Here is a 24,774-nt window from a genome sequence, read left to right as displayed (position 1 = left end):
CGGTGGTGGGGGAGGCGGTGGCTCGGCAGAGTCCCCACCACCGCCGCCGCAAGCTGCCAGGGCGCCTGCCATGACCAGAGGCAACGCCCATGCCGCACCGGCAAGCCTCGCACGCAGGGCCTCGGCCATGGCAGAAAAATTTCGATACATCAACGGTTCTCCGGGTCTGTGAACTGCATGGACACTTCAACCCCTCGGGAGGCACGAATAGGTCCGGCTCCCTCGTGCGGGTGCAGGCGGGGTGCCTGGAACTCTATGGCGGGAGAACGCGCAAGCGCACCCCACTGAAGCAGGGTTGACGCAGAGAATGGAATGGCCCCGCAGCGTTTGGCGGGGCTCAGAACCCCGGGGTCGTGCTCAACCGACGAGACTGTCAGCCACCGCGCTGGCGGCTGTCTCGCTCAATGGCCCACGTAGCGCCCTGGCCGGTGGCTGATCCACAAAAACCCGCTCATCACCAGCACCGCCAGCACCGAATACGCCACACGGTCTACCGGCACCACCCACAGTGCGAGCAGCACGACGGTGCCATCGATCATCATCTGCACCTTGCCCGCACGCATGCCGTAGCGGCCTTGCAGGTACAGCGACACCACGGTGGCCCCGCCCAGGCTGGAGCGGTGGCGTGCCAGGAACAGGCAGCCCGTGCCCAGCAGCAGCCCGCCCAGCAACGAGGCGAACAGCGGGTTCAGGTAGTCCACATGCATCACGTGCGGGAACAGCTCGGTCAGCAGCGACAGCAGGCCCACGCAGACAAAGGTCTTGATCGTGAACTCGCGCCCCATGCGCGTCCAGGCAAACCAGTAGAACGGCAGGTTGACCACAAAGAACAGCTTGCCGAACGAAATGCCGGTGACGTAGTGCAGCAAGAACGCCGCGCCCGCCGTGCCGCCCACCAGCAGCCCCGCCTGGTTGAACAGCATGAGCGCCATGGCCACGAACAGGGTGCCCGCAAACAGGGCCTGGGCGTCTTCAAAGGTGCCATGGCGCAGGGCGGATAGCGGCGGTGCGGCGTCGTGGGCAGGGGGCTGGGTATCGGGCATGGGCGTTCAGCGTTGGGGTGCGTGGCAAAGGCGCGGGGGCTTTCCGCCGGTGGAGTGCTGGGCACTTGGGGACAGCCCGGCGCGCGTCCAGCGTTCAGTCTGCAAGATCAGAAGCAAGCAACGCGCCAGTGCGAGCCAGTGCGCGAAGATGCCGCTACTTCCCGCCCTTGAACTCCGGTGCCTCCGTGTCCGCACCCGTTTGCGTGCGCAGCACAAACTGGTCGGGCCCATAGACCACCGTGAAGACCTTGGACTGGTTGGGGGCCTCCAGGTAGCGCCAGTCGGCCCAGGTCTCCTTTTTCAGCTCGTAGGGCGTGACTTTGGCGGGCTTGCCCAGCAGGCGGCGCACCTCGTCCATGCGCATGCCGGGCGACACGCGCGCAAAGGTCTCGGGCGTCAGCACCTGGCGCAGCGCGGTCATGCGGCCGTCGGTGCCGATGGTGATCATGTAGTTGACCTGGCCGGCAGGCTGGCGGTTGTACTCGAAGGTGCGCGCGCCACCGGGCTCGTCCCACACGTTCTCGGGGGCGCCGAAGCGGTCGCGCACGTCGGCTTCGGTCGAAACGCCCTCCTTGAGTTCGCTGATGCGTTGCGGGTCGCAGGCGGCAAGCACCAGCAGGGAAAGGGTGGCGGCCGCCAGGGCAGTGGAGCGATATATCAAGCGCATAAATTCGTCCCGGTAAAATCTTGGACCTTCGGTGCATCACTGTGCCTGACGCGTTCCAAGAAAGAGTTCACAGTCCATGTCTATTTTCCGCCGCCCCGACTACCAATCCGACGCCACCCAGTTCATCAACCAGCTCAAGGCGAGCCGTCCCGAACTGGACCAGCAGCAACAAGCCGGCCGTGCCCTGCTGTGGGACAAGCAGGTGGACCGCAAGATCTGGGGCGAGTACCGCGACGCCAAGGTGGCCCAGAAGCCCTACGTATACCAGACCAACGCCGATTGAGCATCTTTTGAGCCGCAAGCGCAGATATTTATTGCGCTGATAGCTCCTGATTCAATAGCAAACCATGACCACTGCGAACGCAGCCGAAGCGGCAGACTCGCCCGGCGCGCCCTCGCTGGACGCGGCGGGCATGCCCGTGGTGGTGGACCAGGTGGCCTTGGCGCGCTTGTACGGCGAGCCGCTGTTTGCGCTGCCGCAGGACCTGTACATCCCGCCCGACGCGCTCGAAGTCTTCCTCGAAGCCTTTGAAGGCCCGCTGGATTTGCTGCTGTACCTGATCCGCAAGCAGAATTTCAACATCCTCGACATCCCCATGGTGGGGGTGACCAAGCAGTACCTGGCGTATGTGGACGAGATCCGCAGCCGCAACCTGGAACTGGCGGCCGAGTATTTGCTGATGGCTGCCATGCTGATCGAGATCAAGTCGCGCATGCTGCTGCCGCCCAAGAAGCAGGCAGAAGGCGAAGAACCCGAAGACCCACGTGCCGAGCTGGTGCGCCGCCTGCTCGAATACGAACAGATGAAGATGGCTGCCGCCCGCCTGGGGCAGATGCCGCAATATGGCCGCGACTTCCTGAAAGCCCAGGTCTACATCGAGCAAAGCCTGCAGCCGCGTTTTCCCGACGTGCATGTGGTGGAGCTGCAGGAGGCCTGGCGCGACATCCTCAAGCGCGCCAAGCTGGTACAGCACCACCGGATCACGCGCGAGGAACTCAGCGTGCGCGAATACATGAGCATGGTGCTCAAGACCCTGCAGGGCCGGCGTTTTGTGGAGTTTGAAGAACTCTTCGAGCCCGAAAAAGGCAGCACCGTGCTGGTGGTGACCTTCATTGCGCTGCTGGAGCTGGCCAAAGAGACGCTGATCGAGATCACGCAGGCCGAAGCGTTTGCGCCCATCTACGTGCGCCTGGCCTACACGCCGGTCTAGGGCCGCCTTCCACTATTCACCGCCCTGGCCGGTGGCCGTGGCACTACCCCCTTTACACGCAAGCCATGGCATCCCACGACTTCGACGTTCTCATCGTAGGCAGCGGCCTCGCCGGCCTTTCGGCCGCCCTGCACCTGGCGCCCACGCACCGCGTGGCCGTCATCACCAAGCGCACGCTGCAAGATGGCTCCAGCGGCTGGGCCCAGGGCGGCATTGCCGCCGTGCTGGCTGATGACGACAGCTTTGCCGCGCACATCGAAGACACACTGGTCGCCGGCGCAGGCCTGTGCGACCTGGCCACCACACGTTTTGTGGTGGAGAACGCCCCCGCCTCGATTGCCTGGCTGCGCAAGCTGGGTGTGCCCTTCACGCTCGAAGGCGACCAGCTGCACCTGACGCGCGAAGGCGGCCACAGCGCGCGCCGCATTGCCCATGTGACCGATGCCACCGGCGCGGCCGTGCAGCGCACACTGATCGACGTGGTGCGCGCCACCCCCGGCATCACGCTGTTCGAGCAGCACACGCTGGTGGACCTGATCACCACGCGCAAGCTGGGCTTGCCCGGCAACCGTTGCCTGGGACTGTACGCGCTCGACAGCGACACCGACGAGGTCGTCACCTTCCGCGCACCACAAACCATCCTGGCCACGGGCGGCGCAGGCAAGGTATACCTGTACACCACCAACCCCGACACCGCCACGGGCGACGGCATTGCCGCCGCCTGGCGCGCGGGCTGCCGCGTGGCGAACATGGAGTTCATCCAGTTCCACCCCACAGGCCTTTACCACCCGCACGAAAAATCCTTCCTCATCAGCGAGGCCGTGCGTGGCGAGGGCGGTAAATTGCTGCTGCCCCCATCGGCAGGCGGCACGCGCTTCATGCTCGACCACGACCCGCGTGCCGAACTGGCCCCGCGCGACGTGGTGGCCCGGGCCATCGACTTCGAGATGAAAAAACACGGCCTGGACTGCGTGCACCTGGACATCTCGCACCAGGGCCCCGCGTTTCTGCAAGAGCACTTCCCCAACATCCTCGCGCACTGCGCGTCGCTGGGCATCGACATCACCAAGGAGCCCATCCCCGTGGTGCCCACGGCCCACTTCACCTGCGGCGGCGTGCTGACCGACCTGGCGGGCCGCACCGACCTGCCCGGTCTGTACGCCGTGGGCGAGGTGGCCTGCACCGGCCTGCATGGCGCCAACCGCCTGGCCAGCAACTCGCTGCTCGAATGCATGGTGTTCGCCCGCGCCGCCGCGCAGGCCATCGCAGCAGCCCCGACCACAGAACTGCCCACCGTTCCCGCCTGGGACGACAGCCGCGTGACCGATGCGGATGAATCCGTCGTCATCTCCCACAACTGGGACGAGCTGCGCCGCTTCATGTGGGACTACGTGGGCATCGTGCGTACCAACAAGCGCCTGGAACGTGCCGCCCACCGCATTGCCATGCTGCAGGGCGAGATTCAGGAGTTCTACGCCCATTTCCACGTCACGCGCGACCTGCTGGAGCTGCGCAACCTGGTGCAGGTGGCCGACCTGATCGTGAAAAGCGCCCAGCTGCGCCGCGAAAGCCGGGGCCTGCATTTCAGCCGCGATTACCCCGAGGTGGCAGCGCCTGCCGCCCCCACCATCCTTGTTCCGCCGGTGCCGCGATGACCTACAGCGTCAAAGAAATTTTCTACACCCTGCAAGGCGAAGGCGGTCAGGCGGGCACACCCGCCGTGTTCTGCCGCTTTGCAGGCTGCAACCTCTGGACGGGCCGCGAGCAGGACCGCGCGCAGGCCATCTGCCAGTTCTGCGACACCGACTTTGTGGGCACCGATGGCACGCTGGGCGGCAAGTTTGAGACAGCCACGGCGCTGGCAGAGCTGATCGCCGCCCAATGGCCTGCAGGCGCGGGCCACCGCCTGGTGGTGCTGACGGGTGGCGAGCCGCTGCTGCAGGTCGATGCGGCGCTGATCGACGCGCTGCACGCCCAGCAGTTCCGCATCGCCGTCGAAAGCAACGGCACGGTTGCCGCGCCCGAAGGCATCGACTGGCTGTGCATCAGCCCCAAGGCGGGTGCACCGTGGGTGCAGCGCAGCGGGCAGGAGCTGAAACTGGTCTGGCCCCAGCCCGGCTTTGACCTGCAGGCGCTGGAGCAAGACACGCAGTTCACCCACCGCTTTCTGCAGCCCATGGACGGCCTGCTGCAGCGCCAGAACACTGCCGCCTGCATTGACGCCTGCCTGGCCCACCCTGCATGGCGATTGAGCCTGCAAACCCACAAGCTCACCGGCATCCGGTGACGCGGTTTTCTTTTCTGGTTCCCGTATGTTGTTCACCATCTCCCAGCGCTTTTTCTTCGACGCCGCCCACACCCTGCGCCGCGAGATCGAGGCCGAAGGCAGCCGTCGCGTACACGGCCACACCTACCACGCCGAAGTGTTCCTGACCGGCCCGCGCGACCCTGCCACAGGCATGGTGCTGGACCTGGGCCTGCTGCGCCAGGGCCTGGCCGTGGTACGCGAGCAGCTGGACCACCACATGCTCGACGAAGTGCCCGGCCTGGGCACACCCACGCTGGAGAACCTGTGCCTGTTCATCGCCCAGGCACTGCCCGCCGACCTGCGCGCCAGCCTGAGCCGCGTGCGCGTGTGGCGCGAGGCGCTGGGCGACAGCTGCGCGCTGGACTTTCCACAGCCCTGACCGGCCATGGCCCTGCCACCGGCAGACCACCCCCCAAAAGTTCACAGACTTCACCCAAGGAAGCCCGATGTTCCGCACCCTGCTCAAATCCAAGATCCACCGCGTGGCCGTGACCCAGTGCGAGCTGCACTACGAAGGCTCCTGCGCCATCGACGAAGACCTGCTGGACGCCGCCAACATCGCAGAGAACGAGCAGATCCACATCTGGAACATCAACAACGGCGAGCGCTTTGTCACCTATGCCATCAAGGGCCAGCGCGGCAGCGGCATGATCTCGGTGAATGGCTCGGCCGCACGCCGCGCTGCAGTGGGCGATCTCATCATCATTGCGGCCTTCGCCCAGGTGCACGAAGACCAGGTGGCCGCGCACCAGCCGCAACTGGTGTTTGTGGACGACCACAACCGCCAGACGGAACTGCGCCACGCAGTGCCCACGCAGGCCCTGTAACGATGGCGCCGACCCACGACGCTCTGGTGGCCCGCAGCCTGGCTGCCGTCTGGCACCCGTGCACCCAGATGAAGCGGCACGAGGCCCAGCCCCCGGTGGCGATTGCCCGCGCGCAGGGCCCGTGGCTCTACGGCACCGATGGGAAGCGCTACCTGGACGGCATCAGCTCCTGGTGGGTCAACCTGTTCGGCCACAGCCACCCACACATCCAGGCCGCGCTGGTGGACCAGCTGGGCCATCTGGACCACGTGATGCTGGCGGGCTTCACCCATGCGCCCGTGGTGGAACTCTCCGAGCGCCTGGCCGCCCTCACCGGCCTGGGCCACGCGTTCTACGGCAGCGATGGTGCCGCCGCCACCGAGATCGCCCTGAAGATGAGCGCGCACTATTGGCGCAACACCGGTCGCCCTGCCAAGAGCCGCTTTGTGGGCCTGGCCGGTGGCTACCACGGCGAAACCGTGGGCGCGCTGGCCGTGACCGACATTGCGATCTTTCGCGAGGCCTACGCGCCCCTGGTGCGCCTGGCTGACACCGTGCCCAGCCCCGATGCACGCGGCGCAGGCCCCGGCGAGACAGCCCAGGACGTGGCCCGACGTGCCGCTGCGGCGCTGGAGGCGTGGTTGCAGGAGCACCACGCCACCACCGCCGCGCTGATCGTGGAGCCCCTGGTGCAATGCGCAGCGGGCATGGCGATGCACGACCCCGAATACCTGCGCCTGGCGCGTGCGCTGTGCAACCGCTACGAGGTGCACCTGGTGGTAGACGAAATCGCCGTGGGCTTTGGCCGCACGGGCACCATGTTCGCCTACCAGCAGGCCGGAATCCGGCCGGATTTCATTTGCCTGTCCAAAGGCCTCACGGGCGGCACACTGCCGCTGTCGGCCGTGCTCACCACCGATGCGGTGTACGCCGCGTTCTACGACGACGATGTGGCGCGGGGCTTTCTGCATTCGCACTCCTACACCGGCAACCCGCTGGCCTGCCGCGCAGCGCTGGCCACGCTGGAGTTGTTTGAACAGTTGGATGCGCTGAAAACCAACAAGGCACTGGCGCAGCGTATCGATGTGGCCTGTGCACCCCTCACGCAGCACCCGCGTGTGCAGCATGCACGCCATCTTGGAATGATCTGGGCCTGGGATGTAGACACTGCCCTGCCCGACTTTTCGCGCCGCTACCACCAGCACGCCATGGCACGCGGATTGGTACTGCGACCCATTGGAAAAACGCTGTACGCCATGCCGCCCTATGCGCTCGACGACGAGGCCGTCCAGTGCCTCGCCAGCGGCGCGCTTGACGCGCTGCACGCCACCCTGCAGGAGGAAAGTTGATGATGGGATGTTTTGTGACCGGCACCGACACCGGTGTCGGCAAGACGCTGGTGTCCGCCGGGCTGCTACACGCTCTGGCGCGCCACCACCGCCGCGTGGTGGGCATGAAGCCCGTGGCGGCTGGCCTGGTGCCCTGGGGGGACGACTGGGCCAGTGAAGACGCGATTGCGCTGCGCTCGGCCTCTACCCTGGCCGTGCCGCCAGCGCTGGACAACCCCGTGCTGCTGCCCGACCCGCTCTCGCCCCACATCGCCGCGGCGCGGGCGGGTGTGCAGATCGACATCGCTGCCATCGTCGCCAGCTACCAAACGCTGGCCGCACAGGCCGACGCCGTGGTGGTGGAGGGGGCAGGCGGCTTTCATGTGCCGCTCACCGATACGCTGACTGGCGCAGACCTTGCCCAGGCCCTGGCCTTGCCGGTGGTGCTGGTGGTGGGTTTGCGGCTGGGCTGCCTGAACCATGCGTTGCTGACCGCCGAGGCCATCCGTGCGCGGGGTCTCACGCTGGCGGGCTGGGTGGCCAACCGCGTGGACCCCGACATGGAGGCGGTGGAGGACAACATTGCCTACCTGCGTACCCGGCTGGGTGCACCGCTGCTGGCCGATGTGCCGCACCAGGAGCTACCCGAACCCGGCAGCCTGGTGTTTGATTTGCCCAAGGACTGGCGATGACAAGCGCCACGGCACCACAAACGTCGTGGCTCGACGAGATCCCCGCGCGCCTGGCCGACATCGAACGCGCCCACCTGCTGCGCCGCCGCCGTGTGGTGCAGCCCGCCGGCGGTGCCCGCCTGCTGGTGGACGGCCGGCCCATGCTGGCCTTTTGCAGCAACGACTACCTGGGCCTGGCCGGCCACCCTGCGCTGGCCGAAGCCGCGCGCGAGGCCACACACCACTATGGCGTGGGCTCGGGCGGCTCGCCGCTGGTCAGCGGCCACAGCGCTGCCAACGATGCGCTGGAGCACGATCTGGCGGCCTATGTACAACTGCCCCGGGCCCTGTACTTCTACGCGGGCTATGCCACCAACACCGGCATCATCCCCGCGCTGGTGGGTGACGGCGATGCGCTGTTCTCCGATGCACTCAACCACGCCTGCCTGATTGACGGTGCCCGCCTGGCGCGCGCCACCATCTACCGCTATCCCCACGCCGACCTGGCAGCGCTGGAAGCGCAGCTTGCCGCCAGCCCCTCAAGGCGCAAGCTGGTGATCAGCGATGCGGTGTTCAGCATGGACGGCGATCTCATCGACATCCCAGCCCTGCTCGCGCTGTGTGAGCGCTACGACGCACTGTTGTTGTTGGACGATGCCCACGGCTTTGGCGTGCTGGGCCCCCAAGGGCGCGGCAGCCTGGCACTGGCGGGGCTGACGGGCCCCCACGCCTCGCGCCGCGTGCTGTACATGGCCACGCTGGGCAAGGCAGCGGGCGTGGCGGGCGCTTTTGTGGCCGGCGATGCAGCCCTCATCGAATGGCTGCTGCAAAAAACGCGCACCTACATCTTTGCCACCGCCGCGCCACCGCTGCTGGCGAGCGCACTGCGCCAAAGCCTGCAGCTCATGGAGGAAGCCGACGACCGGCGCGCGCACCTGGCCGGACTCATCGCGCAACTGCGCCAAGGACTGTCCACATTGCCTGCATCGCTGGGCTGGCACCTGCTGCCGTCGCACACCCCCGTGCAGGCCCTGATCATCGGAAGCAATGAAGCGGCGCTGGCAGTGATGGAAGGCCTGCGCGCCAAAGGACTGTGGGTGCCTGCCATCCGCCCGCCCACCGTGCCAGCGGGCACGGCGCGGCTGCGCATTGCGCTGTCCGCCGCGCACACCACCGACGATGTGGCGCAACTGGTGGCCGCGTTGCATGCGTTGGCGACACCGTTGGTGAGTCGTTGACAAGCCGCAGTACCATGCACAGCCCAGGCGCCCTGCCAATGCAGGCCCTCCCCTATCCTTCCAGCGAGACGATTCCATGCCCCACCTGACCATCGAATACTCGGCCAACCTGCCCCACTACCCCGAAGCCGAAACCTTGACGGCCCTGAACGCCGCCCTGTGCGCCCATCCCCAGGTGCAGGACGAGGCCGACCTGAAGACGCGCTTCATCGTGGCCGACAGCTTCGAGATCGGCATCGCGCCCGCCAACCGCGCCTTTGTGCACGCACAACTGCGCCTGCTGTCAGGCCGCACGCCCGAGGCCAAGAAGGAGCTGTCCGACCTCATTGCCGCGGTGCTGCGCGAGCGCACCCCCAAGCCCCAGGGCGTGATGGTGCAATTGAGCGTGGAGATCGCCGATATGGACCGGGGCTCGTACGCCAAAGAGCGGCTCTGACGCTGCGCTCTTGCCCCCGCCTCAGGCCCCGTCGCCGGCGTTACCGGTGATGGGCTGCACGATGCCCGTGATGCAGCTGGAGCAACACGGGGCCGCCAGGAACACGTCGGCGGGCGAGACCTCCTAGGGTTGCGCCGGGCGGTCCAGACGCGTTGTGACGCCAACCTTTTCCACCTCTTTGGCCGGGCGCTCCGCCGGGATCCGCGGTGCCCACACCAGCCCTGGCGCCACCGCTTTCACGCGGATTCCCCGGTCGGCCAGTTGTGCGCCAGCACCTTGGTAAAGGCATGGATCGCACCCTTGGTGGCTGGGAGCGAAGGGGTCGGAGGCGGTCACGGCGGAATGTCTTTCTGCCGACAGGGGCTCTAGGTCAACCGGAGCCAAAAAAGGGGCGCCTGGGCTTCAAGGCCAGTGCGCCCACGGTGGTACGGACGGCGAGTTCAACAACCGGGCCGGAGCAGCACACACTGCCCCGGCCCGGCCGCGTCAGTAACTGCAACGGTCAGCCGGCATCCTTGGACTTGCCGGTATTGCCCTGGTTGCCGCCAGACGCAGTGCTGGATGCGCTCTGGGAGCCCGCGCCTTTTTGGTTCTGCTGGCCAGGCTGCTGCTGGCCCGAACTGCCGCTGGTGCGTGTGGATCGCCACTGGCTGAAGTCATCCGAGAACTTCTGGTAGCGCTCCTTGCGCCAGCTGTCGTAGTCGTCGTCCAGCATGCGCAGTTGCTCGTCGCGCCACTGCTGGTAGTCGGGATCGCGGTGGCCCCGGCTCTGCTGGGCGGGCGGTGCGTTGCGGGTGAAACCATAGGCGTTGCCGTAGCCACCCTGGCCGCGTTCATCATCGCGATAGGGCGAGGCAAAACGCCCTTCGTCATCGCGAAAGCCCTGGCTCTCGTACGGGGCGCCCCAGGCCTGGTGCTGACGGCCGGGGCCGTTGTCGTAGCCCGAGCGGCCCTGAGGCCCATACGCGCCAAAGCCCTCACGCCCGGTGCGTGGGTAGCCCTGCGATTCGCCACGGCTGCGGTTCAGGCCGTACTGGCCGTAACGTTCCTGGCCATAGCGTTCTTGCTCATAGCGGTCGCTGCGGTCATTGCGGTTCTCGAACTCCTGGCGGTAACCGCCAGGGCTGCTGCCGCGATGGTCTTCGCTGCCGTAGCCCTGGTGGTCACCGCGCTCGGTAAAGCGCATGTCGTCGGCATCGCGGCCCATGCCATGGCGGGAAAAGTTGCTGTCGTCGCTGTCTCGGTAGCCCATGGTGTTCTCCTTGCGGTCAATGGGAATATCAAAAATTGAAAGTGAATAGGAATGAAAGGGTGCGGCTGGCCACGTGCTGTTGTGGCCCGCCCGGTCTCAAGGCTGGCTCTTGTGCGAATCGCGGCTGCCTTGCTGCTTCTGGTCGCGGCCCTGCGCGTGTGTGTCGGCGTCATTGCGAGCGCCTTGCTGGCGGTGGGTGTTGCCGCCCGTGCTCTGCTCGGCCTGCTGCTGCCCGGCGGGCGACTGGCGCTGAGACGAAGGGATGTTGGGCTGGTTCTGCGGGTTGTTTTGAGACATGGTGGCTCCTGTCGAAGTGGTTGAACAAAGGGTGCACACAAAGCCTTCAAAGGCGTCTTGTGTGGGTTCATGTTCGAGGGGCACCGCAGCGCTTTTTGTAGGCCGTGTCCTATAGGCCTGTGGGCCAGGTGCGATGCGGTGTAAGCAAGCGCACAGCAGGTAGCGGGATGCAAAAGGGGGCATTTGTCAGACCGCAGCAACAGGCCTTGCCAGGCCGGTGCGGTCAGGCTGGGTGGGCGCCATGCAAGCGCCTATAGCCCGGGCAAGCAGCGTCACATCCTGATGCACAGGATGCGCGTTGGAACGCTCGGCCCGCTGACTGAACGACCACCGAAGGCAACACACCCACGGCCTGATCCACTGCGCTGAACGGCCCCTGCGGCGGCCGCCAAACACCTGGGGGCGGGACGCCAACAGGGAGGTTGCGGGAGAAGGACTGGCTACGCGTCCAGCGTGGCGTCCAGCCAGCCGCGCAGGCTGTTGATGAACGCCCAGCCTTGCACGCGGGGGACGTCGGCCACGCGCAGCACGGCCTCCACCACGTGGCCGTCCTGCAGTGCCACGGCGCGGCCCACGCCGGGCAGCAGGCCGCAGGACAGAGGCGGCGTCACCCAGCGCCCATCGACGAGCGCGGCGATGTTGCCGAAGGTGCCTTCGGTGATCTCGCCCGCCTCGTTCCACAGCACCGTGTCGAACACGCCGGGGGTGGTGGGTGCAAACGCCGCGTAGTGCGCGCGCCGCGTGGTCTTGTAGCGCACAAACTCGCTGTGTGCGGCCGCAAAGGGGCGCGGCGCCAGTTGCAGGCGCACAGGCACTGCCGTGGTCTGCAGCGCAAAGGCCTCGGCGCGGGCGCTGCCATCCGCCGCCAGCAGCAGGCGCACCCGCCAGTCGCCATCGCGGTGTTGCAGGGCGGCAATCTGCAGCTCCTGACGCACCGCATGGGCGTTGAACACAAAGCCGAAATGCGCGGCCGCCTCGCCCATGCGGCGCACATGCTGGTCGGCGTGCACGAATTTGCCGTGGTGCAAGCCCAGGGTTTCGAGCACCTCGAACGGAGCGCTGGCCCGCTCGACAAAGGCGCGCTTGTGGTGCCACTCGGACCATTCGGCGCCCGCCCCGGCACCCGAGGTGATGCCGCTGCCAATGCCGCAGGTGGCTTTGGCAACGCCGGCGGAGGCCTCCGCACCCGCACCCGTACCCACGCCACGCAGCACCACGGTGCGGATGGGCACATTGAACGTGGCCGCCACCGGGTGCAGGCCGTCCGGCCCCGTTGCCCCGCCAGGCCGCACCACACCCACCGCGCCGCAATACACACCGCGCGGCGCGGGCTCCAGCGCGCGGATCATCTGCATGGCGCGCACCTTGGGCGCCCCCGTGACGGAGCCACAAGGGAACAGCGCCGCAAAAACCTCTGTCAGCGTGGTGCCGGGCCGCGTGCGCGCCGTCACGTCCGAGGTCATCTGCCACACCGTGGGCAAGGCCTGCGTGGCAAACAGCGCAGGCACCTGCACGCTGTGCGGCAGCGCAATGCGCGACATGTCGTTGCGCAGCAGGTCCACGATCATCACGTTCTCGGCACGCTCCTTGGGCGCCGTGCGCAGGTGCTCGGCCTGCTGCGCGTCCTGCTCGGGGGTGGCGCCGCGCGGGGCCGTGCCCTTCATCGGGCGGGCCAGCAGGGTGCCGCCTTCAGGCGCGTCCAGCCAGTCAAAAAACAGCTCGGGCGACACCGACAGCACCTGCTCGTCACCCGCCTGCAGGTAGGCGGCATAGCCCCCGGGCTGCGCGCGCAACAGTGCAGCAAACAGGGCCTGCGGCGAGCCCTGAAGCGTGCCGCGAAAGGGCGCGGTGTAGTTGACCTGGTACAGCTCGCCCGCCGCGATGGCCTGCTGGATCTGCGCCAGTGCGGCGTCAAACGCCTCGCGCTCGGGGCTGTCGTCCCACACCACCTGCGCTGGGGTTGCCGCTGCGGCCGCATCCGCCGCGTCGTCGGTCCCGGGCTGGGGCGCGTCGTACACGGCGAACCAGGCCAGCGGGCCGTCGGCCGCATGGGTCTGCAATGCGGCATCGAAGGCCGGGGCGGCCTCGTAGCGCACATGGCCCACGCACCAGCGTCCTTGCTGTGCGGCGGCAAACACGGCGTCGAGCACACCGCGCACCTCGTACAGTGCCTGGGCCACCAGCACCTCGCGTGGGGCCTCGAAACGGTGGCGCAGGCGCGCGGCGCCTGCGCTCAGCGGCTGGGTGAAGTCAATGTGGCAACTAGAAGTCAAAGCAGGCGGAGGCGCTAGTGGATCATTCGCCTGTAGCTATCAAAACATGAGCAAACATCAACACGTCGTGCGCACTCAGGCAGCGCCCAGGTGGGGCAACAGTGCGCCGGTGGGCTGACCGTTCTTGAGCGCCGCCGTGAAGGCCAGCATGCGGTCAATCGGCTGGCGCGCACGCGGAATCAGTGCAGGGTCCACGTGCACAGCGTTCGCACCGGTCTCCAGCACGCGGGCCACATCGGCCAGGCCGTTCATCGCCATCCAAGGGCAGTGCGCGCAGCTTTTGCAAGTGGCGCTGTTGCCCGCCGTGGGGGCTTCGTAAAACATCTTGCCGGGGTTGAGCGTGCGCAGCTTGTGCATCATGCCGTTGTCGGTGGCCACGATGAACTCGGTGGAGTCCATCTCGCGCGCGGCCTTGAGGATGGCGCTGGTGGAGCCCACGGCGTCGGCCAGGGCCACCACGTCGGCGGGGCTCTCGGGGTGGACCAGCACCTTGGCATGCGGGTGCTGCTGCTTGAGCAGCTCCAGCTCCAGCGCCTTGAACTCGTCATGCACGATGCAGGCACCGTTCCAGAACACCATGTCGGCGCCCGTCTCACGCTGGATGTAGGCGCCCAGGTGGCGGTCGGGCGCCCACAGGATCTTCTGGCCTGCGGCCTTGAGGGCGCTCACGATGTCGAGCGCGCAGCTCGATGTGACGAGCCAGTCCGCGCGCGCCTTAACGGCCGCGCTGGTGTTGGCGTAGACGACCACAGTGCGGTCGGGGTGCTGGTCGCAGAACGCGCTGAATTCGTCGATGGGGCAGCCCAGGTCCAGCGAGCAGGTGGCGTCCAGATCGGGCATGAGCACGGTCTTTTCCGGGCTCAGGATCTTGGCCGTCTCGCCCATGAACCGCACGCCGCTCACCACCAGGGTCTGCGCCGCGTGGTCGCGGCCAAAGCGGGCCATCTCCAGCGAGTCGCTCACCAGGCCGCCGGTTTCCTCGGCCAGGTCCTGCAGGTCCGGGTGCACGTAGTAGTGCGACACCATGACCGCATTCTTTTCCTTGAGCAGGCGCCGGATCTTGTCCTTGAGCGCGACACGCTCAGCCTGCGAAGGTTCAGGCGGCACACGCGCCCAGGCGTGTTTGGTGGAGCAGACGGCGCCTTCCTCGGCATCGAGCGGCTGCTCGTACTCCACGTCGATGCGGTTCAGTACAGCGGTGGTCATGACAGCTCCTGCAGGCGCATGGAAAAGTCCGTGGCCTTCACGTCCTTGGTCAGCGTGCCGATGGAGATGCGGTCCACGCCGGTCTCGGCCAGTGCGCGCAGGCCATCGAGCGTGACGCCGCCCGAGATCTCCAGAATCGCCCGGCCTGCATTGATGCGCACGGCCTCGCGCAGCATGGTCAGGGGCATGTTGTCCAGCAGCACCATCTTGGCGCCCGCATTGAGCGCTTCGGTCAGCTGCTCCAGGGTTTCCACTTCGATCTCGATGAACTTTGCCTGAGACGCCACCCGCTCGGCCGCGCGCAGCACGGCGGTCACGCCTCCCGCAGCAGCGATGTGGTTCTCTTTGATCAGCACCGCATCGTGCAGGCCAATGCGATGGTTGGTGCCGCCGCCCACGCGCACGGCATATTTCTGCGCCAGGCGCAGGCCGGGAATGGTCTTGCGCGTGTCCACGATGTGGGCGCGGGTGCCAGCCACCACATCCACATAGGTGCGGGTCTTGGTGGCCACAGCCGACAGCAGTTGCAGGAAGTTGAGCGCCGTGCGCTCGGCGCTGAGCAGCGCGCGGGCATTGCCTTCAAGCTCCAGCACCACCTGATCGGGGGCACAGCGCTGACCCTCGGCTACCTGCCAGGTGATCTGCACCGTGGGGTCGAGGGCGCGCAGCGCGGCTTCGGCCCAGGGGGCGCCGCAGATGACGGCGGCTTCGCGCGCCAGGATGCGCGCGCGGGCGCGGCGGGCGGGGTCGATCAGGCCGGCGGTGAGGTCGCCGGTGCCCACGTCTTCGGCCAGGGCGCGGGCCACATCGGCCTGGGCCAGGGCCTTCACTTCGGTATCGCTCATGGGGGTCTTTGCGGGGGAATGTGCGGAATATGTCGCAGCTGTCATGGGCCGCGAGCATACCGGGAACGCAAAGGCCACTGTGCCAGCGCTGACCCCTGGGGCCCGCGCTGGAAACCAATAAGTACACCCAGTATTGGTCGCATAGACTCGCGGCAATTTTTTGGCTCCACCGCGCTACATGACCGCCACCAGCCCTGTTTCCGCCACGCCCTACGGCACGCTGCCGCCCGCATCGCCCCTGCCCCAGCGCAAGCCCGTGAGCCTGCCGCGCCTGGCGCAAATGCGCGCGGCGGGCAACAAGATCACCATGCTCACCGCCTACGACGCCACCTTTGCGGCCGTGGCCGATGCGGCGGGGGTGGAGTGCATTCTGGTGGGCGACTCGCTGGGCATGGTGTGCCAGGGCCTGCCCAGCACGGTGGGAGTGACGCTGGACACCATGGCCTACCACACGGCCAGCGTGGCGCGCGGCCTGCATCGCGTGCAGGGCACGGCCTGGCTGGTGGCCGACCTGCCCTATGGCACCTACGCCGAGAGCCGAGAGCAGGCGCTGCGCAGCGCCTGCGTGCTGATGCAGGCGGGCGCGCACATGGTCAAGCTCGAAGGTGGTGGCTGGACGGCTCCGACCGTGGAATTCCTGGTGCAGCGTGGCGTGCCGGTGTGCGCCCACCTGGGCCTGACGCCGCAGACGGTGCACGCGCTGGGCGGCTACCGCGTGCAGGGCAAGACCGACGACGCCGCCCGCACCCTACGCAAAGAAGCGCATGAACTGCAGGACGCAGGCGCCGCCATGCTGGTGCTGGAGATGGTGCCCGCAGCGCTGGCCGCAGACATCACGGCCGAGCTGCCGCACTGCCACACCATCGGCATCGGCGCGGGCAACGGCACGGCCGGCCAGGTGCTGGTGTTGCACGACATGCTGGGCATGAACCTCGGGAAGATGCCGAAGTTCGTGCACAACTTCATGCAGGACGCGGGCAGCGTGCGCGGCGCCCTGGAGGCGTATGTGCAGGCCGTGAAGCAAGGGCGTTTCCCGGACAACGCTGTGCACGCCTGGTGAGCCCTTTTCCTCTCTCCTTCTGACCCCTCCGACCCCATGCTGATTGCCCGCTCCATTGCCGACCTGCGCCAGGCCCTGGCCCCCTACCGCCGTCCCGCCTTTGTGCCCACCATGGGCAACCTGCACGATGGGCACATCGCCCTCGTGCGCCAGGCCAAGCCCCTGGGCGATGTGACCGTGGCCAGCATCTTTGTGAACCGCCTACAGTTTCTCCCGCACGAGGACTTTGACAGCTACCCGCGCACCTGGGAGGCCGACTGCGCGCAGCTCCAGACCGCCGGTTGCGATGTGCTGTTTGCCCCGCGCGAGACAGACCTGTACCCCGAGCCCCAGACCTTCAAGGTGCACCCCGACCCGGTGCTGGCCGACATGCTGGAAGGGCATTTCCGCCCCGGTTTTTTTGTGGGCGTGAGCACGGTGGTGATGAAGTTGTTTGCCTGCGTGCTGGGCCAGACCGGCGGCACGGCCGTGTTTGGCAAGAAGGACTACCAGCAGCTCATGGTGATCCGCCACATGGTGCGGCAGTTTGCGCTGCCCATTGACATCGTGGCGGGCGAAACCTGCCGCGCGGCCGACGGGCTGGCGTTGAGCTCGCGCAATGGCTACCTGGGCCTGGAAGAACGGCAAGAGGCCGTAGCCCTGTCGCAGGCCCTGAAGCGGCTGGCGCAGCAGTGGCTGGACGCCAGCGACCGCAGCGCGCTGGAGGCCCAGGCGCAAGACGCGCTGCGCGCACGGGGCTGGGCGCCCGACTACCTCACGGTGCGCCGCCGGGCCGACCTGCTGCCCGCCACGGCCGACGATGCCGCAGGCACGCTGGTGGCGCTGGGTGCAGCGCGGCTGGGCAGCACGCGGCTGATTGACAACCTGGAGTTCTGATTAGCTACTATTTTCATAGCTGCTCAGGCATTTTCCACTAGCGCTTGCAGCCAAAAACTCTTCAATCCATTCAAATCCACCCGTTGCGGGCCAGCCACTGCACCAGCAAGCGGGTCACCACCTCGGGCTGCTCCATGGTCAGCATGTGGCCGCTGTCGGGCAGCAGGTGGTGTTCGGCGCTGGGCATCAGCGCCACGATCTCCGCAGAACATTCGGGCGGCGTGAGCTGGTCGGCCGCACCACACACCACCAGCACGGGGCAGGCCACCTGCGGCAGATGCACCCGCGCATCGGGCCGATGGATCACGGCGCGGTTCTGACGCACCAGGTGGTCGGGGCCCGCATCCAGCACAAAGTCCAGGTAGGCCTGCACCAGGTCCGCCTTGGCGGCGTTCACGGGGTGGAAGGCCAGGGCCACGTTGGGCTCGATGACCTCGCGCATGCGGCCCTGTTCAAACAGCTCGATGGCGCCTTCGCGCAGGGCACGCATGTCGGGCGTCTCGGGCCGCGCGGTGGTACCCAGCAGCGCCAGCCCTGCCACACGCTGCGGCGCCTGGCGCGCGGCCTCCATGGCGATCATGCCGCCCATCGACGCACCCGCCAGCACCAGCGGCCCTGCGTGCTGCGCCAGCAGGCGTGCGGCAAAGTCTTCGATGCGGTGCAGGTTCACATCCTGGTGGGCGGTGGCGACCTCGGGGCGCAGCGCGGCGGGCAGCAGCGGCAGCACGCCGCGCCACATGCGTTCATCGGCGGCCAGGCCCGGCAGGAGCAGTAGTTGGGGGGAATGGGACATGGGTGAATCAGGGCATCACCAAGTTGGTGCGCGATAAGCTAAAGAGAGACAGCCCCAGCAGCGGGGCACGGACCGCACATTGTGAACAGCCGATGACGGCTTGTCACCGCCCCTGGAATAGTTGCCCGCGATGGCTCGGGACTTGCTAGCATGGCCTGCATATGCCTATCCACGCCGCGCTCCACCACGTCACGCATTACCAATACGACCGGCTGGTAGGCCTCGGGCCGCAGACCATCCGATTACGGCCCGCGCCCCACTGCCGCAGTAACGTCATTTCGTATTCGCTCAAGGTCGAGCCTGCGCAGCACTTCATCAACTGGCAGCAGGACCCGTTTGCCAACTACCAGGCGCGGCTGGTCTTCCCCGAGAAGACGCGCGAGTTCAAGGTCACGGTGGACCTGGTGGTGGAGATGGCGGTGTACAACCCCTTCGACTTCTTCCTGGAGCCCGAGGCCGAGAACATCCCGTTCAAGTACAGCAGCGATGTGCAGCAGGAGCTGGCGCCCTACCTGGCCACCGACCCGATGACACCGCTGGTGCAGGCCTATCTGGACAAGGTGGACCGCAGCAAGCAGCGCACCATCGATTTCCTGGTCAAGCTCAACCAGCAGGTATCGCAGGACATCCGCTACCTGATCCGCCTGGAGCCCGGCGTGCAGACGCCCGAGGAGACGCTGCAAAAGGCCAGCGGCTCGTGCCGCGACTCGGGCTGGCTGCTGGTGCAGCTGCTGCGCCACCTGGGGCTGGCGGCGCGGTTTGTGTCGGGCTACCTGATCCAGCTCACCCCCGATGTGAAGGCGCTCGATGGCCCCAGCGGCACCGACCACGACTTCACCGACCTGCACGCCTGGTGCGAGGTCTACCTGCCCGGCGCGGGCTGGATCGGCCTGGATGCCACCAGCGGCCTGATGGCGGGCGAGGGCCATATCCCGCTCGCTTGCACACCCCAGCCCTCGGGCGCCGCGCCGATTGAAGGCGGCGTGGACAAGGCCGAGGTGGAGTTCAGCCATGAAATGCGCGTGACGCGCATCTACGAATCGCCCCGCGTGACCAAGCCCTACACCGAAGACCAGTGGCAGGCTGTGCTGGCGCTGGGCGAGCAGGTGGACGCCGACCTGGTGGCGGGCGACGTGCGGCTGACGATGGGCGGCGAGCCCACCTTTGTGGCCGTGGGCGACCGCGACGCGCCCGAGTGGAACACCGACGCGCTGGGCCCCACCAAACGCGGCTTTGCCACCGAACTCACGCACAAGCTGCGCGCCGAATACGGCCAGGGCGGCTTCCTGCACTTTGGCCAGGGCAAGTGGTATCCGGGCGAGCAGCTGCCGCGCTGGGCACTGTCGATCTGCTGGCGCGCCGACGGCCAGCCCGCGTGGCAGAACCCCGCGCTGTTTGCCGACGAGCGCAACCCCTCGCACTACACCAGCGCCGACGCCGAGCGTTTTGTGCGCCACCTCACGCGCAAGCTGGGCGTGACGGACCGCTACATCCAGCCCGGTTATGAGGACACCTTCTACTACCTGTGGCGCGAGCGGCGCCTGCCGGTCAACGTGGACCCGTTTGACGCGCGTCTGGACGATGAGCTGGAGCGCGCACGCCTGCGCCGCGTGTTCGAGCAAAAACTCGACAGCGTTGTGGGCTATGTGCTGCCACTGCAGGCAGGCGAAGGCGCAGGCACGCTGGCGGGCAGCGTATGGAGCACGGGGCCGTGGTTCTTCCGCGACGACCGCATGCTGCTCATCCCCGGCGATTCGCCCATGGGCTACCGCCTGCCGCTGGACGCCCTGCCCTGGGTGAAGGCATCGGACACCGAGCACCTGATCCCGCAAGACCCGACCGCACCCCAAAGCCCGCTGGCCGCTGCCACCACTCTGCGGGCGCGGTATTCCGTGCCAGCAGGCCCGGTCACTGGCGACCGCGACCTGCCCTACCTGGCAGGCGCCACCGCCCCTGGCGAGGCACGGCGCGTAACGCAGAGCACTTCGGGTGGTGATAACGCGCGCCTGTCCGGTCAGCCCGACCCGCAGGCAGCTACGCAGCCCCCGGGCAAGTTCCAGTCGGCCGCAGGCCTGTCGCGCACGGCGCTGTGCGTGGAGGTGCGCGATCCGCGCCGAGCCAGCGGCCCCAAGGCCGAGAAGGTGGGCGAGAAATACGGCGTTTTGTACGTCTTCATGCCCCCGCTGGCGCGCCTGGATGACTACCTGGACCTGCTGGCCGCCATCGAAGCCACGGCCGAAGAGCTGGGCATGAAGATCGTGCTCGAAGGCTACCCGCCCCCGCGCGACGCACGCCTGAAGGTGCTGGCAGTCACGCCCGACCCGGGCGTGATCGAAGTGAACATCCACCCCGCCAGCCATTGGAAGGAGCTGGTGCAGCACACCGAGTTTCTGTACCAGGCCGCGTGGGAGACGCGCCTGTCGGCCGAGAAGTTCATGACCGATGGCCGCCACACCGGCACCGGTGGCGGCAACCACTTTGTGATGGGCGGCGCCACACCGGCCGACTCGCCGTTCTTGCGCAAGCCCGAGTTGCTGGCCAGCCTGCTGCTGTACTGGCACAACCACCCCAGCCTGAGCTACCTGTTCAGCGGCCTGTTCATCGGCCCCACCAGCCAGTCGCCGCGCGTGGACGAGGCGCGCAACGACCAGCTGTACGAGCTGGAGATTGCACTGCGCGAGATCGAAACCAACCGCGCAACCTATGGCCAGGACATGCCGCCCTGGCTGGTGGACCGCACGCTGCGCAACATCCTGGTGGACGTGACGGGCAACACGCACCGCAGCGAGTTTTCCATCGACAAGATGTTCTCGCCCGACAGCAGCACCGGCCGGCTGGGCCTGCTGGAGTTGCGCGCGTTCGAGATGCCGCCCCATGCCCACATGAGCGTGGTGCAACAGCTGCTGCTGCGCGCCCTGATCGCCCGCTTCTGGAAGGCGCCCTACCGCGCGTCCGCCGCCCGCTGGGGCACCGAGCTGCACGACCGCTGGATGCTGCCCACCTTCATCCAGCAGGACATGCACGACGTGGTGGCCGAGATGAACGCCGCAGGCTACGCGTTTGACGCGGCCTGGTTTGCACCGCAGTTCGAGTTCCGCTTCCCGATGGTCGGCACCGTGAAGTCGATGGGCGTGGAGCTGACCTTGCGCAATGCGCTGGAGCCCTGGCATGTGATGGGCGAGGAAGGCTCCGCCGGGGGCACCGTACGCTATGTGGATTCGTCGCTGGAGCGCATCGAGGTGCGCGTGACGGGCATGAACGAAAGCCGCCATGTGGTCACCGTCAACGGCCAGCCGCTGCCGCTGCAAAGTACCGGCACCACCGGCGAGTTTGTGGCCGGTGTGCGCTACAAGGCCTGGAACCCGCCCTCGGCCCTGCACCCCACCATTGGCGCCCATGCGCCGCTCACGTTCGACATCGTGGACACCTGGATGAACCGCTCGCTCGGCGGCTGCCAGTACCACGTGGCGCACCCGGGTGGGCGCAATTACGACACCTTCCCGGTCAACGCGTACGAGGCCGAAAGCCGACGCCTGGCGCGCTTCTCGCGCATGGGCCACACGCCGGGGCGGCTGGCGGTGCCGCCTGCGACCATTGAACTGCCGGGCAGCCGGGAGTTTCCGTTCACACTGGATCTGCGGCGAAAAATGCGGAGGTAGAGAGGCTCCCCTGAGTCGCTACGCGCCTTCCCCCCAGGGGGACGACGCCCTTGCTGCGGGGCGGCCCTTGCTTGGCGTCTCTGGCATCGGCCCCGCCAGTTTCGACGGTGCGGGTTACCCGCAGAGTGTTGTCGACCAAATGCCCGAAAATCGAGCGCAGTGAACCACCTCAACGACAGCCTCCCCACCCCCGACCCTTCCGACAGCGCAGCCCAGTTAGCGGCTGCACTGGCGCCTGCTGCGGCGGCCGGGCATTTTGACGAGCTGCGGGGTGCCAGCGTGGCGGACGCCCCCGGTGCTGCCACTGCATCAGGCACTTCCAAATCAATAGCAAACAAGCCAGATATCACTAGCGCCTGGGCCCAATTCTTTGATCAATTGGGGCCCGAGGGCTTCCAGGACCTGGATCGGCGCATGCAGAGCCTGCAGCGCCAGGTGCGCGACAACGGCATCACCTACAACGTGTACGCCGACGCCGACGGCCCGCAGCGGCCCTGGTCGGTGGACCTGTTCCCGCTGATCCTTTCGCAGGGCGACTGGGCACACATCGAGCGCGGCGTGCTGCAACGCGCACGCCTGCTCAACCGCGTAATGGCCGACGTGTATGGCCCGCAGGAGCTGCTGCGCAAAGGTCTGCTGCCCAGCGCGCTGGTGCAGGGCCACCCGGGCTACCTGCGCGCCATGCATGGCGTGCAGCCCGTGGGCGGCACCCATTTGCACATCGCGGCGTTCGACATAGCGCGCGACGCGCAGGGCGACTGGTGGGTGGTGACGCAGCGCACGCAGGCGCCCTCAGGCCTGGGGTATTTGCTGGAGAACCGGCTGCTCATCTCGCGCCTGTTCCCCGAGGCGTTCAGCCAGATGCATGTGCAGCGCCTGGCCGCCACCTACCGTGCGCTGCTCGACGGGCTGCGGCAGATGAGCCCGGCGGGGGCGGATGCGCGCATCGTGCTGCTCACGCCCGGCCCGTACAACGAGACCTACTTTGAGCACGCGTACCTGGCGCGCTACCTGGGTCTGACGCTGGTGGAGGGCAACGACCTCACGGTGCGCGATGCGCGCCTGTACCTCAAGACGCTGCATGGCCTGCAGCCGGTGCACGGCATCTTGAAGCGCCTGGACGACGAGTTTCTGGACCCACTGGAGCTGCGCAGCGACTCGCGCCTGGGCGTGCCAGGCCTGCTGCAGGCCATCCGCGCGGGCAATGTGCTGGTGGCCAATGCGCCGGGCTCGGCGTTCCTGGAATCGTCGGCGCTGCTGGGCTTCATGCCCGCGCTGTCGCGCCACCTGCTGGGCGAAGAGCTGGCCCTGCCGTCGCTGCCCACCTGGTGGTGTGGCGAGCGCTCGGCCATGCAGGCGGTGCTGCCGCAGCTCGCGCACAGCGTGATCCGCCCCACCTGGCCCATGGCGCAGCGCGTGCCCGTGCTGGGCGGTGCGCTGTCGGCGCAAGACCTGGCGCAGTGGTCCGCACGCATCGAGGCCCAGGGCGACGAATACACCGTGCAGGCTCACCTGCCGCTGTCGCAAATGCCCACCTGGCGCAGTGACGCCGCTGAGGGTGCGAGCCAGGACGGTGGCCCCATCGCCCCCCGCTCGGTGATGCTGCGCGTATTTGCGGTGTGCGACGGCCCCGGCTCGTGGCGCGTGCTGCCGGGCGGGCTGGCCCGCCTGGCCCAGGGCGACAGCGGCATTACATCGATGCAGCGCGGCGGCAGCAGCGCCGATGTATGGGTGCAGACCGATGGCCCCGTGGACACCACCACGCTGCTGGCCCACAACCAGGCCGCGCCCGCCGTGGTGCACCGCAGCCGCCAGGTGACCAGCCGCGCGGCCGAAAACCTGTTCTGGCTGGGCCGCTACACCGAACGCACCGAGAACGTCACGCGCCTGGCGCGCATCACGCTGCAATGCCTCAATGGGGAGGACCAGACCTCGCAGCCGCTGCTGACCTGGCTGAGCGCCATGGGCGTGAGCCAGGGGCTGGTGCTGCCGACCGTGCCTGCGGCCGGGCAGGCACGGCGCGTGTTCGAGCGCTCGCTGATCGCCGGGCTGACGCAGCCCGCGCAGGTGACCAGCGTGGGCTACAACCTGCGCGGCATCCTGGGTGCAGCCTCGGCCGTGCGCGACCGTTTGTCGCAGGAACACTGGAACCTCATCGTGCGCGCCGAGGCGGAGTTTTTTGCGCCCCGCACAGGGGCCGAAGACGACGGCGACTATTCGCCGCTGGACGCGCTGCGCCAGCTGGAAGGGCTGAGCGGCCACACCGCCGCCATGACGGGCCAGCAGACCGACCGCATGACCCGCGACGACGGCTGGCGCCTGCTGTCCATCGGGCGTCACCTGGAGCGCCTGGGCTTTCTAGCCTCGGCGCTGGAAAGCGGCCTGCAGACCGGCGCCGTGCACGATGAAGGCGGCTTCGAGGCCATGGTGGCGCTGTTTGACAGCACCATCACCTTCCACGCGCAGTACCAGCAGCGGCGCGACATGCCCGCCCTGCTGGACCTGCTGGTGATCGACCGCGACAACCCCCGCTCGCTGGCCTGGGTCGCGCAGACGCTGCGCGGGCGCATTGCCAAGATCGAAGCGGCCGCGGGCACGCCCGGCGAATCCGCCGCCACGGGCATCCCTGAGGCGTCCGACCTGTCGCTGGTGGCCCTGTGCGCACAGGATGCCGAGGGGCGCCATGCAGCGCTGGAGGATTATCTGGGCCGGTGTGTGCGGGGCGTGATGGGCTTGTCGGATGTGCTGGCCACGCGCTACTTCACGCATTCGGCGGATGCACTTCGGCACAGCGTAGGAGCTTGA

Annotated in this window: 22 protein-coding genes and 1 pseudogene; 14 read left to right on the top strand and 9 right to left on the bottom strand. The window is 67.6% G+C overall.

Annotated features, from left to right (window positions below):
• Positions 1–401: 401 nt before the first annotated feature.
• A complete protein-coding gene (locus tag AC07X4_RS14015) occupies positions 402–1,043 on the bottom strand; it encodes a YitT family protein (protein ID WP_056058586.1) in 642 nt (213 codons plus the stop codon).
• A gap of 154 nt (positions 1,044–1,197) precedes the next feature.
• Positions 1,198–1,710, bottom strand: a complete 513-nt coding sequence (locus tag AC07X4_RS14010; protein WP_494740403.1) for an outer membrane protein assembly factor BamE — start codon at positions 1,708–1,710, stop codon at positions 1,198–1,200.
• 76 nt (positions 1,711–1,786) lie between these two features.
• Between AC07X4_RS14010 and AC07X4_RS14005 the strand changes: the two genes are divergently transcribed.
• The 10 genes from AC07X4_RS14005 to AC07X4_RS13960 all read left to right on the top strand — a co-directional run bounded on the left by AC07X4_RS14005 (position 1,787) and on the right by AC07X4_RS13960 (position 9,708).
• Positions 1,787–1,993 carry a DUF3460 family protein gene (locus AC07X4_RS14005; protein WP_494740402.1) on the top strand — a complete coding sequence of 69 codons (207 nt, stop codon included), beginning with the start codon at positions 1,787–1,789 and terminating at the stop codon, positions 1,991–1,993.
• Positions 1,994–2,057: 64 nt separating this feature from the next.
• Positions 2,058–2,921, top strand: a complete 864-nt coding sequence (locus AC07X4_RS14000; RefSeq protein WP_494740401.1) for a segregation and condensation protein A — start codon at positions 2,058–2,060, stop codon at positions 2,919–2,921.
• 65 nt (positions 2,922–2,986) lie between these two features.
• A complete protein-coding gene (gene nadB, locus AC07X4_RS13995) occupies positions 2,987–4,576 on the top strand; it encodes an L-aspartate oxidase (protein WP_494740400.1) in 1,590 nt (529 codons plus the stop codon).
• Entirely contained in the window at positions 4,573–5,208 is a 636-nt protein-coding gene (queE, locus tag AC07X4_RS13990) for a 7-carboxy-7-deazaguanine synthase (RefSeq protein WP_056746775.1), read from the top strand. Before nadB ends, queE begins: the two co-directional genes overlap by 4 nt.
• A gap of 25 nt (positions 5,209–5,233) precedes the next feature.
• Positions 5,234–5,608, top strand: coding sequence for a 6-pyruvoyl trahydropterin synthase family protein (locus AC07X4_RS13985; protein WP_056058569.1), 375 nt, complete (start codon positions 5,234–5,236; stop codon positions 5,606–5,608).
• Positions 5,609–5,675: 67 nt separating this feature from the next.
• Entirely contained in the window at positions 5,676–6,056 is a 381-nt protein-coding gene (gene panD, locus AC07X4_RS13980) for an aspartate 1-decarboxylase (protein ID WP_056058565.1), read from the top strand.
• A gap of 2 nt (positions 6,057–6,058) precedes the next feature.
• Positions 6,059–7,384 (top strand): adenosylmethionine--8-amino-7-oxononanoate transaminase, encoded by a 1,326-nt coding sequence (bioA, locus tag AC07X4_RS13975; RefSeq protein ID WP_494740399.1) that lies wholly within the window; start codon positions 6,059–6,061, stop codon positions 7,382–7,384.
• On the top strand, positions 7,384–8,055 hold the full coding sequence (bioD, locus tag AC07X4_RS13970; RefSeq protein WP_116747799.1) for a dethiobiotin synthase: 672 nt from the start codon (positions 7,384–7,386) through the stop codon (positions 8,053–8,055). The genes bioA and bioD overlap by 1 nt, the downstream gene beginning before the upstream one ends.
• Positions 8,052–9,272 (top strand): 8-amino-7-oxononanoate synthase, encoded by a 1,221-nt coding sequence (gene bioF / locus AC07X4_RS13965; RefSeq protein WP_494740398.1) that lies wholly within the window; start codon positions 8,052–8,054, stop codon positions 9,270–9,272. The genes bioD and bioF overlap by 4 nt, the downstream gene beginning before the upstream one ends.
• Positions 9,273–9,348: 76 nt before the next feature.
• Positions 9,349–9,708, top strand: coding sequence for a 5-carboxymethyl-2-hydroxymuconate Delta-isomerase (locus tag AC07X4_RS13960; RefSeq protein ID WP_494740397.1), 360 nt, complete (start codon positions 9,349–9,351; stop codon positions 9,706–9,708).
• A 21-nt stretch (positions 9,709–9,729) separates the two neighbouring features.
• On the opposite strand, the pseudogene AC07X4_RS13955 reads toward AC07X4_RS13960, so the two are convergent.
• From AC07X4_RS13955 to nadC, 6 genes and pseudogenes are all read right to left on the bottom strand, one after another.
• Positions 9,730–10,016 (bottom strand): annotated as a pseudogene (locus AC07X4_RS13955) (SDR family oxidoreductase); the annotation flags it as partial.
• A gap of 194 nt (positions 10,017–10,210) precedes the next feature.
• On the bottom strand, positions 10,211–10,960 hold the full coding sequence (locus AC07X4_RS13950) for a hypothetical protein (RefSeq protein WP_108498768.1): 750 nt from the start codon (positions 10,958–10,960) through the stop codon (positions 10,211–10,213).
• 96 nt (positions 10,961–11,056) lie between these two features.
• Positions 11,057–11,257, bottom strand: coding sequence for a hypothetical protein (locus tag AC07X4_RS13945; protein WP_056746779.1), 201 nt, complete (start codon positions 11,255–11,257; stop codon positions 11,057–11,059).
• Positions 11,258–11,697: 440 nt separating this feature from the next.
• Positions 11,698–13,530, bottom strand: a complete 1,833-nt coding sequence (locus AC07X4_RS13940) for a chorismate-binding protein (protein ID WP_494740396.1) — start codon at positions 13,528–13,530, stop codon at positions 11,698–11,700.
• Positions 13,531–13,605: 75 nt separating this feature from the next.
• Entirely contained in the window at positions 13,606–14,736 is a 1,131-nt protein-coding gene (gene nadA, locus AC07X4_RS13935; RefSeq protein WP_494740395.1) for a quinolinate synthase NadA, read from the bottom strand.
• Positions 14,733–15,581, bottom strand: a complete 849-nt coding sequence (gene nadC, locus AC07X4_RS13930; protein ID WP_436074647.1) for a carboxylating nicotinate-nucleotide diphosphorylase — start codon at positions 15,579–15,581, stop codon at positions 14,733–14,735. The genes nadA and nadC overlap by 4 nt, the downstream gene beginning before the upstream one ends.
• A 178-nt stretch (positions 15,582–15,759) precedes the next feature.
• Between nadC and panB the strand changes: the two genes are divergently transcribed.
• Together panB and panC are read left to right on the top strand one after the other, a co-directional pair.
• Positions 15,760–16,641, top strand: a complete 882-nt coding sequence (gene panB / locus AC07X4_RS13925; protein WP_494740394.1) for a 3-methyl-2-oxobutanoate hydroxymethyltransferase — start codon at positions 15,760–15,762, stop codon at positions 16,639–16,641.
• 36 nt (positions 16,642–16,677) lie between these two features.
• Entirely contained in the window at positions 16,678–17,517 is an 840-nt protein-coding gene (gene panC / locus AC07X4_RS13920; RefSeq protein ID WP_494740393.1) for a pantoate--beta-alanine ligase, read from the top strand.
• A gap of 70 nt (positions 17,518–17,587) precedes the next feature.
• Here the strand turns inward: panC and AC07X4_RS13915 are convergent, their stop codons facing one another.
• Positions 17,588–18,310 carry an alpha/beta fold hydrolase gene (locus tag AC07X4_RS13915; RefSeq protein ID WP_494740392.1) on the bottom strand — a complete coding sequence of 241 codons (723 nt, stop codon included), beginning with the start codon at positions 18,308–18,310 and terminating at the stop codon, positions 17,588–17,590.
• Positions 18,311–18,471: 161 nt separating this feature from the next.
• Between AC07X4_RS13915 and AC07X4_RS13910 the strand changes: the two genes are divergently transcribed.
• Positions 18,472–21,969 carry a transglutaminase family protein gene (locus tag AC07X4_RS13910; RefSeq protein WP_494740391.1) on the top strand — a complete coding sequence of 1,166 codons (3,498 nt, stop codon included), beginning with the start codon at positions 18,472–18,474 and terminating at the stop codon, positions 21,967–21,969.
• Positions 21,970–22,128: 159 nt separating this feature from the next.
• A complete protein-coding gene (locus AC07X4_RS13905; protein ID WP_494740390.1) occupies positions 22,129–24,774 on the top strand; it encodes a circularly permuted type 2 ATP-grasp protein in 2,646 nt (881 codons plus the stop codon).

Source organism: Acidovorax sp. GW460-11-11-14-LB4 (genome assembly GCF_059423685.1).
Note: the sequence above shows the minus strand (reverse complement) of the source record. Positions and strands in the feature narration are given on the sequence as shown.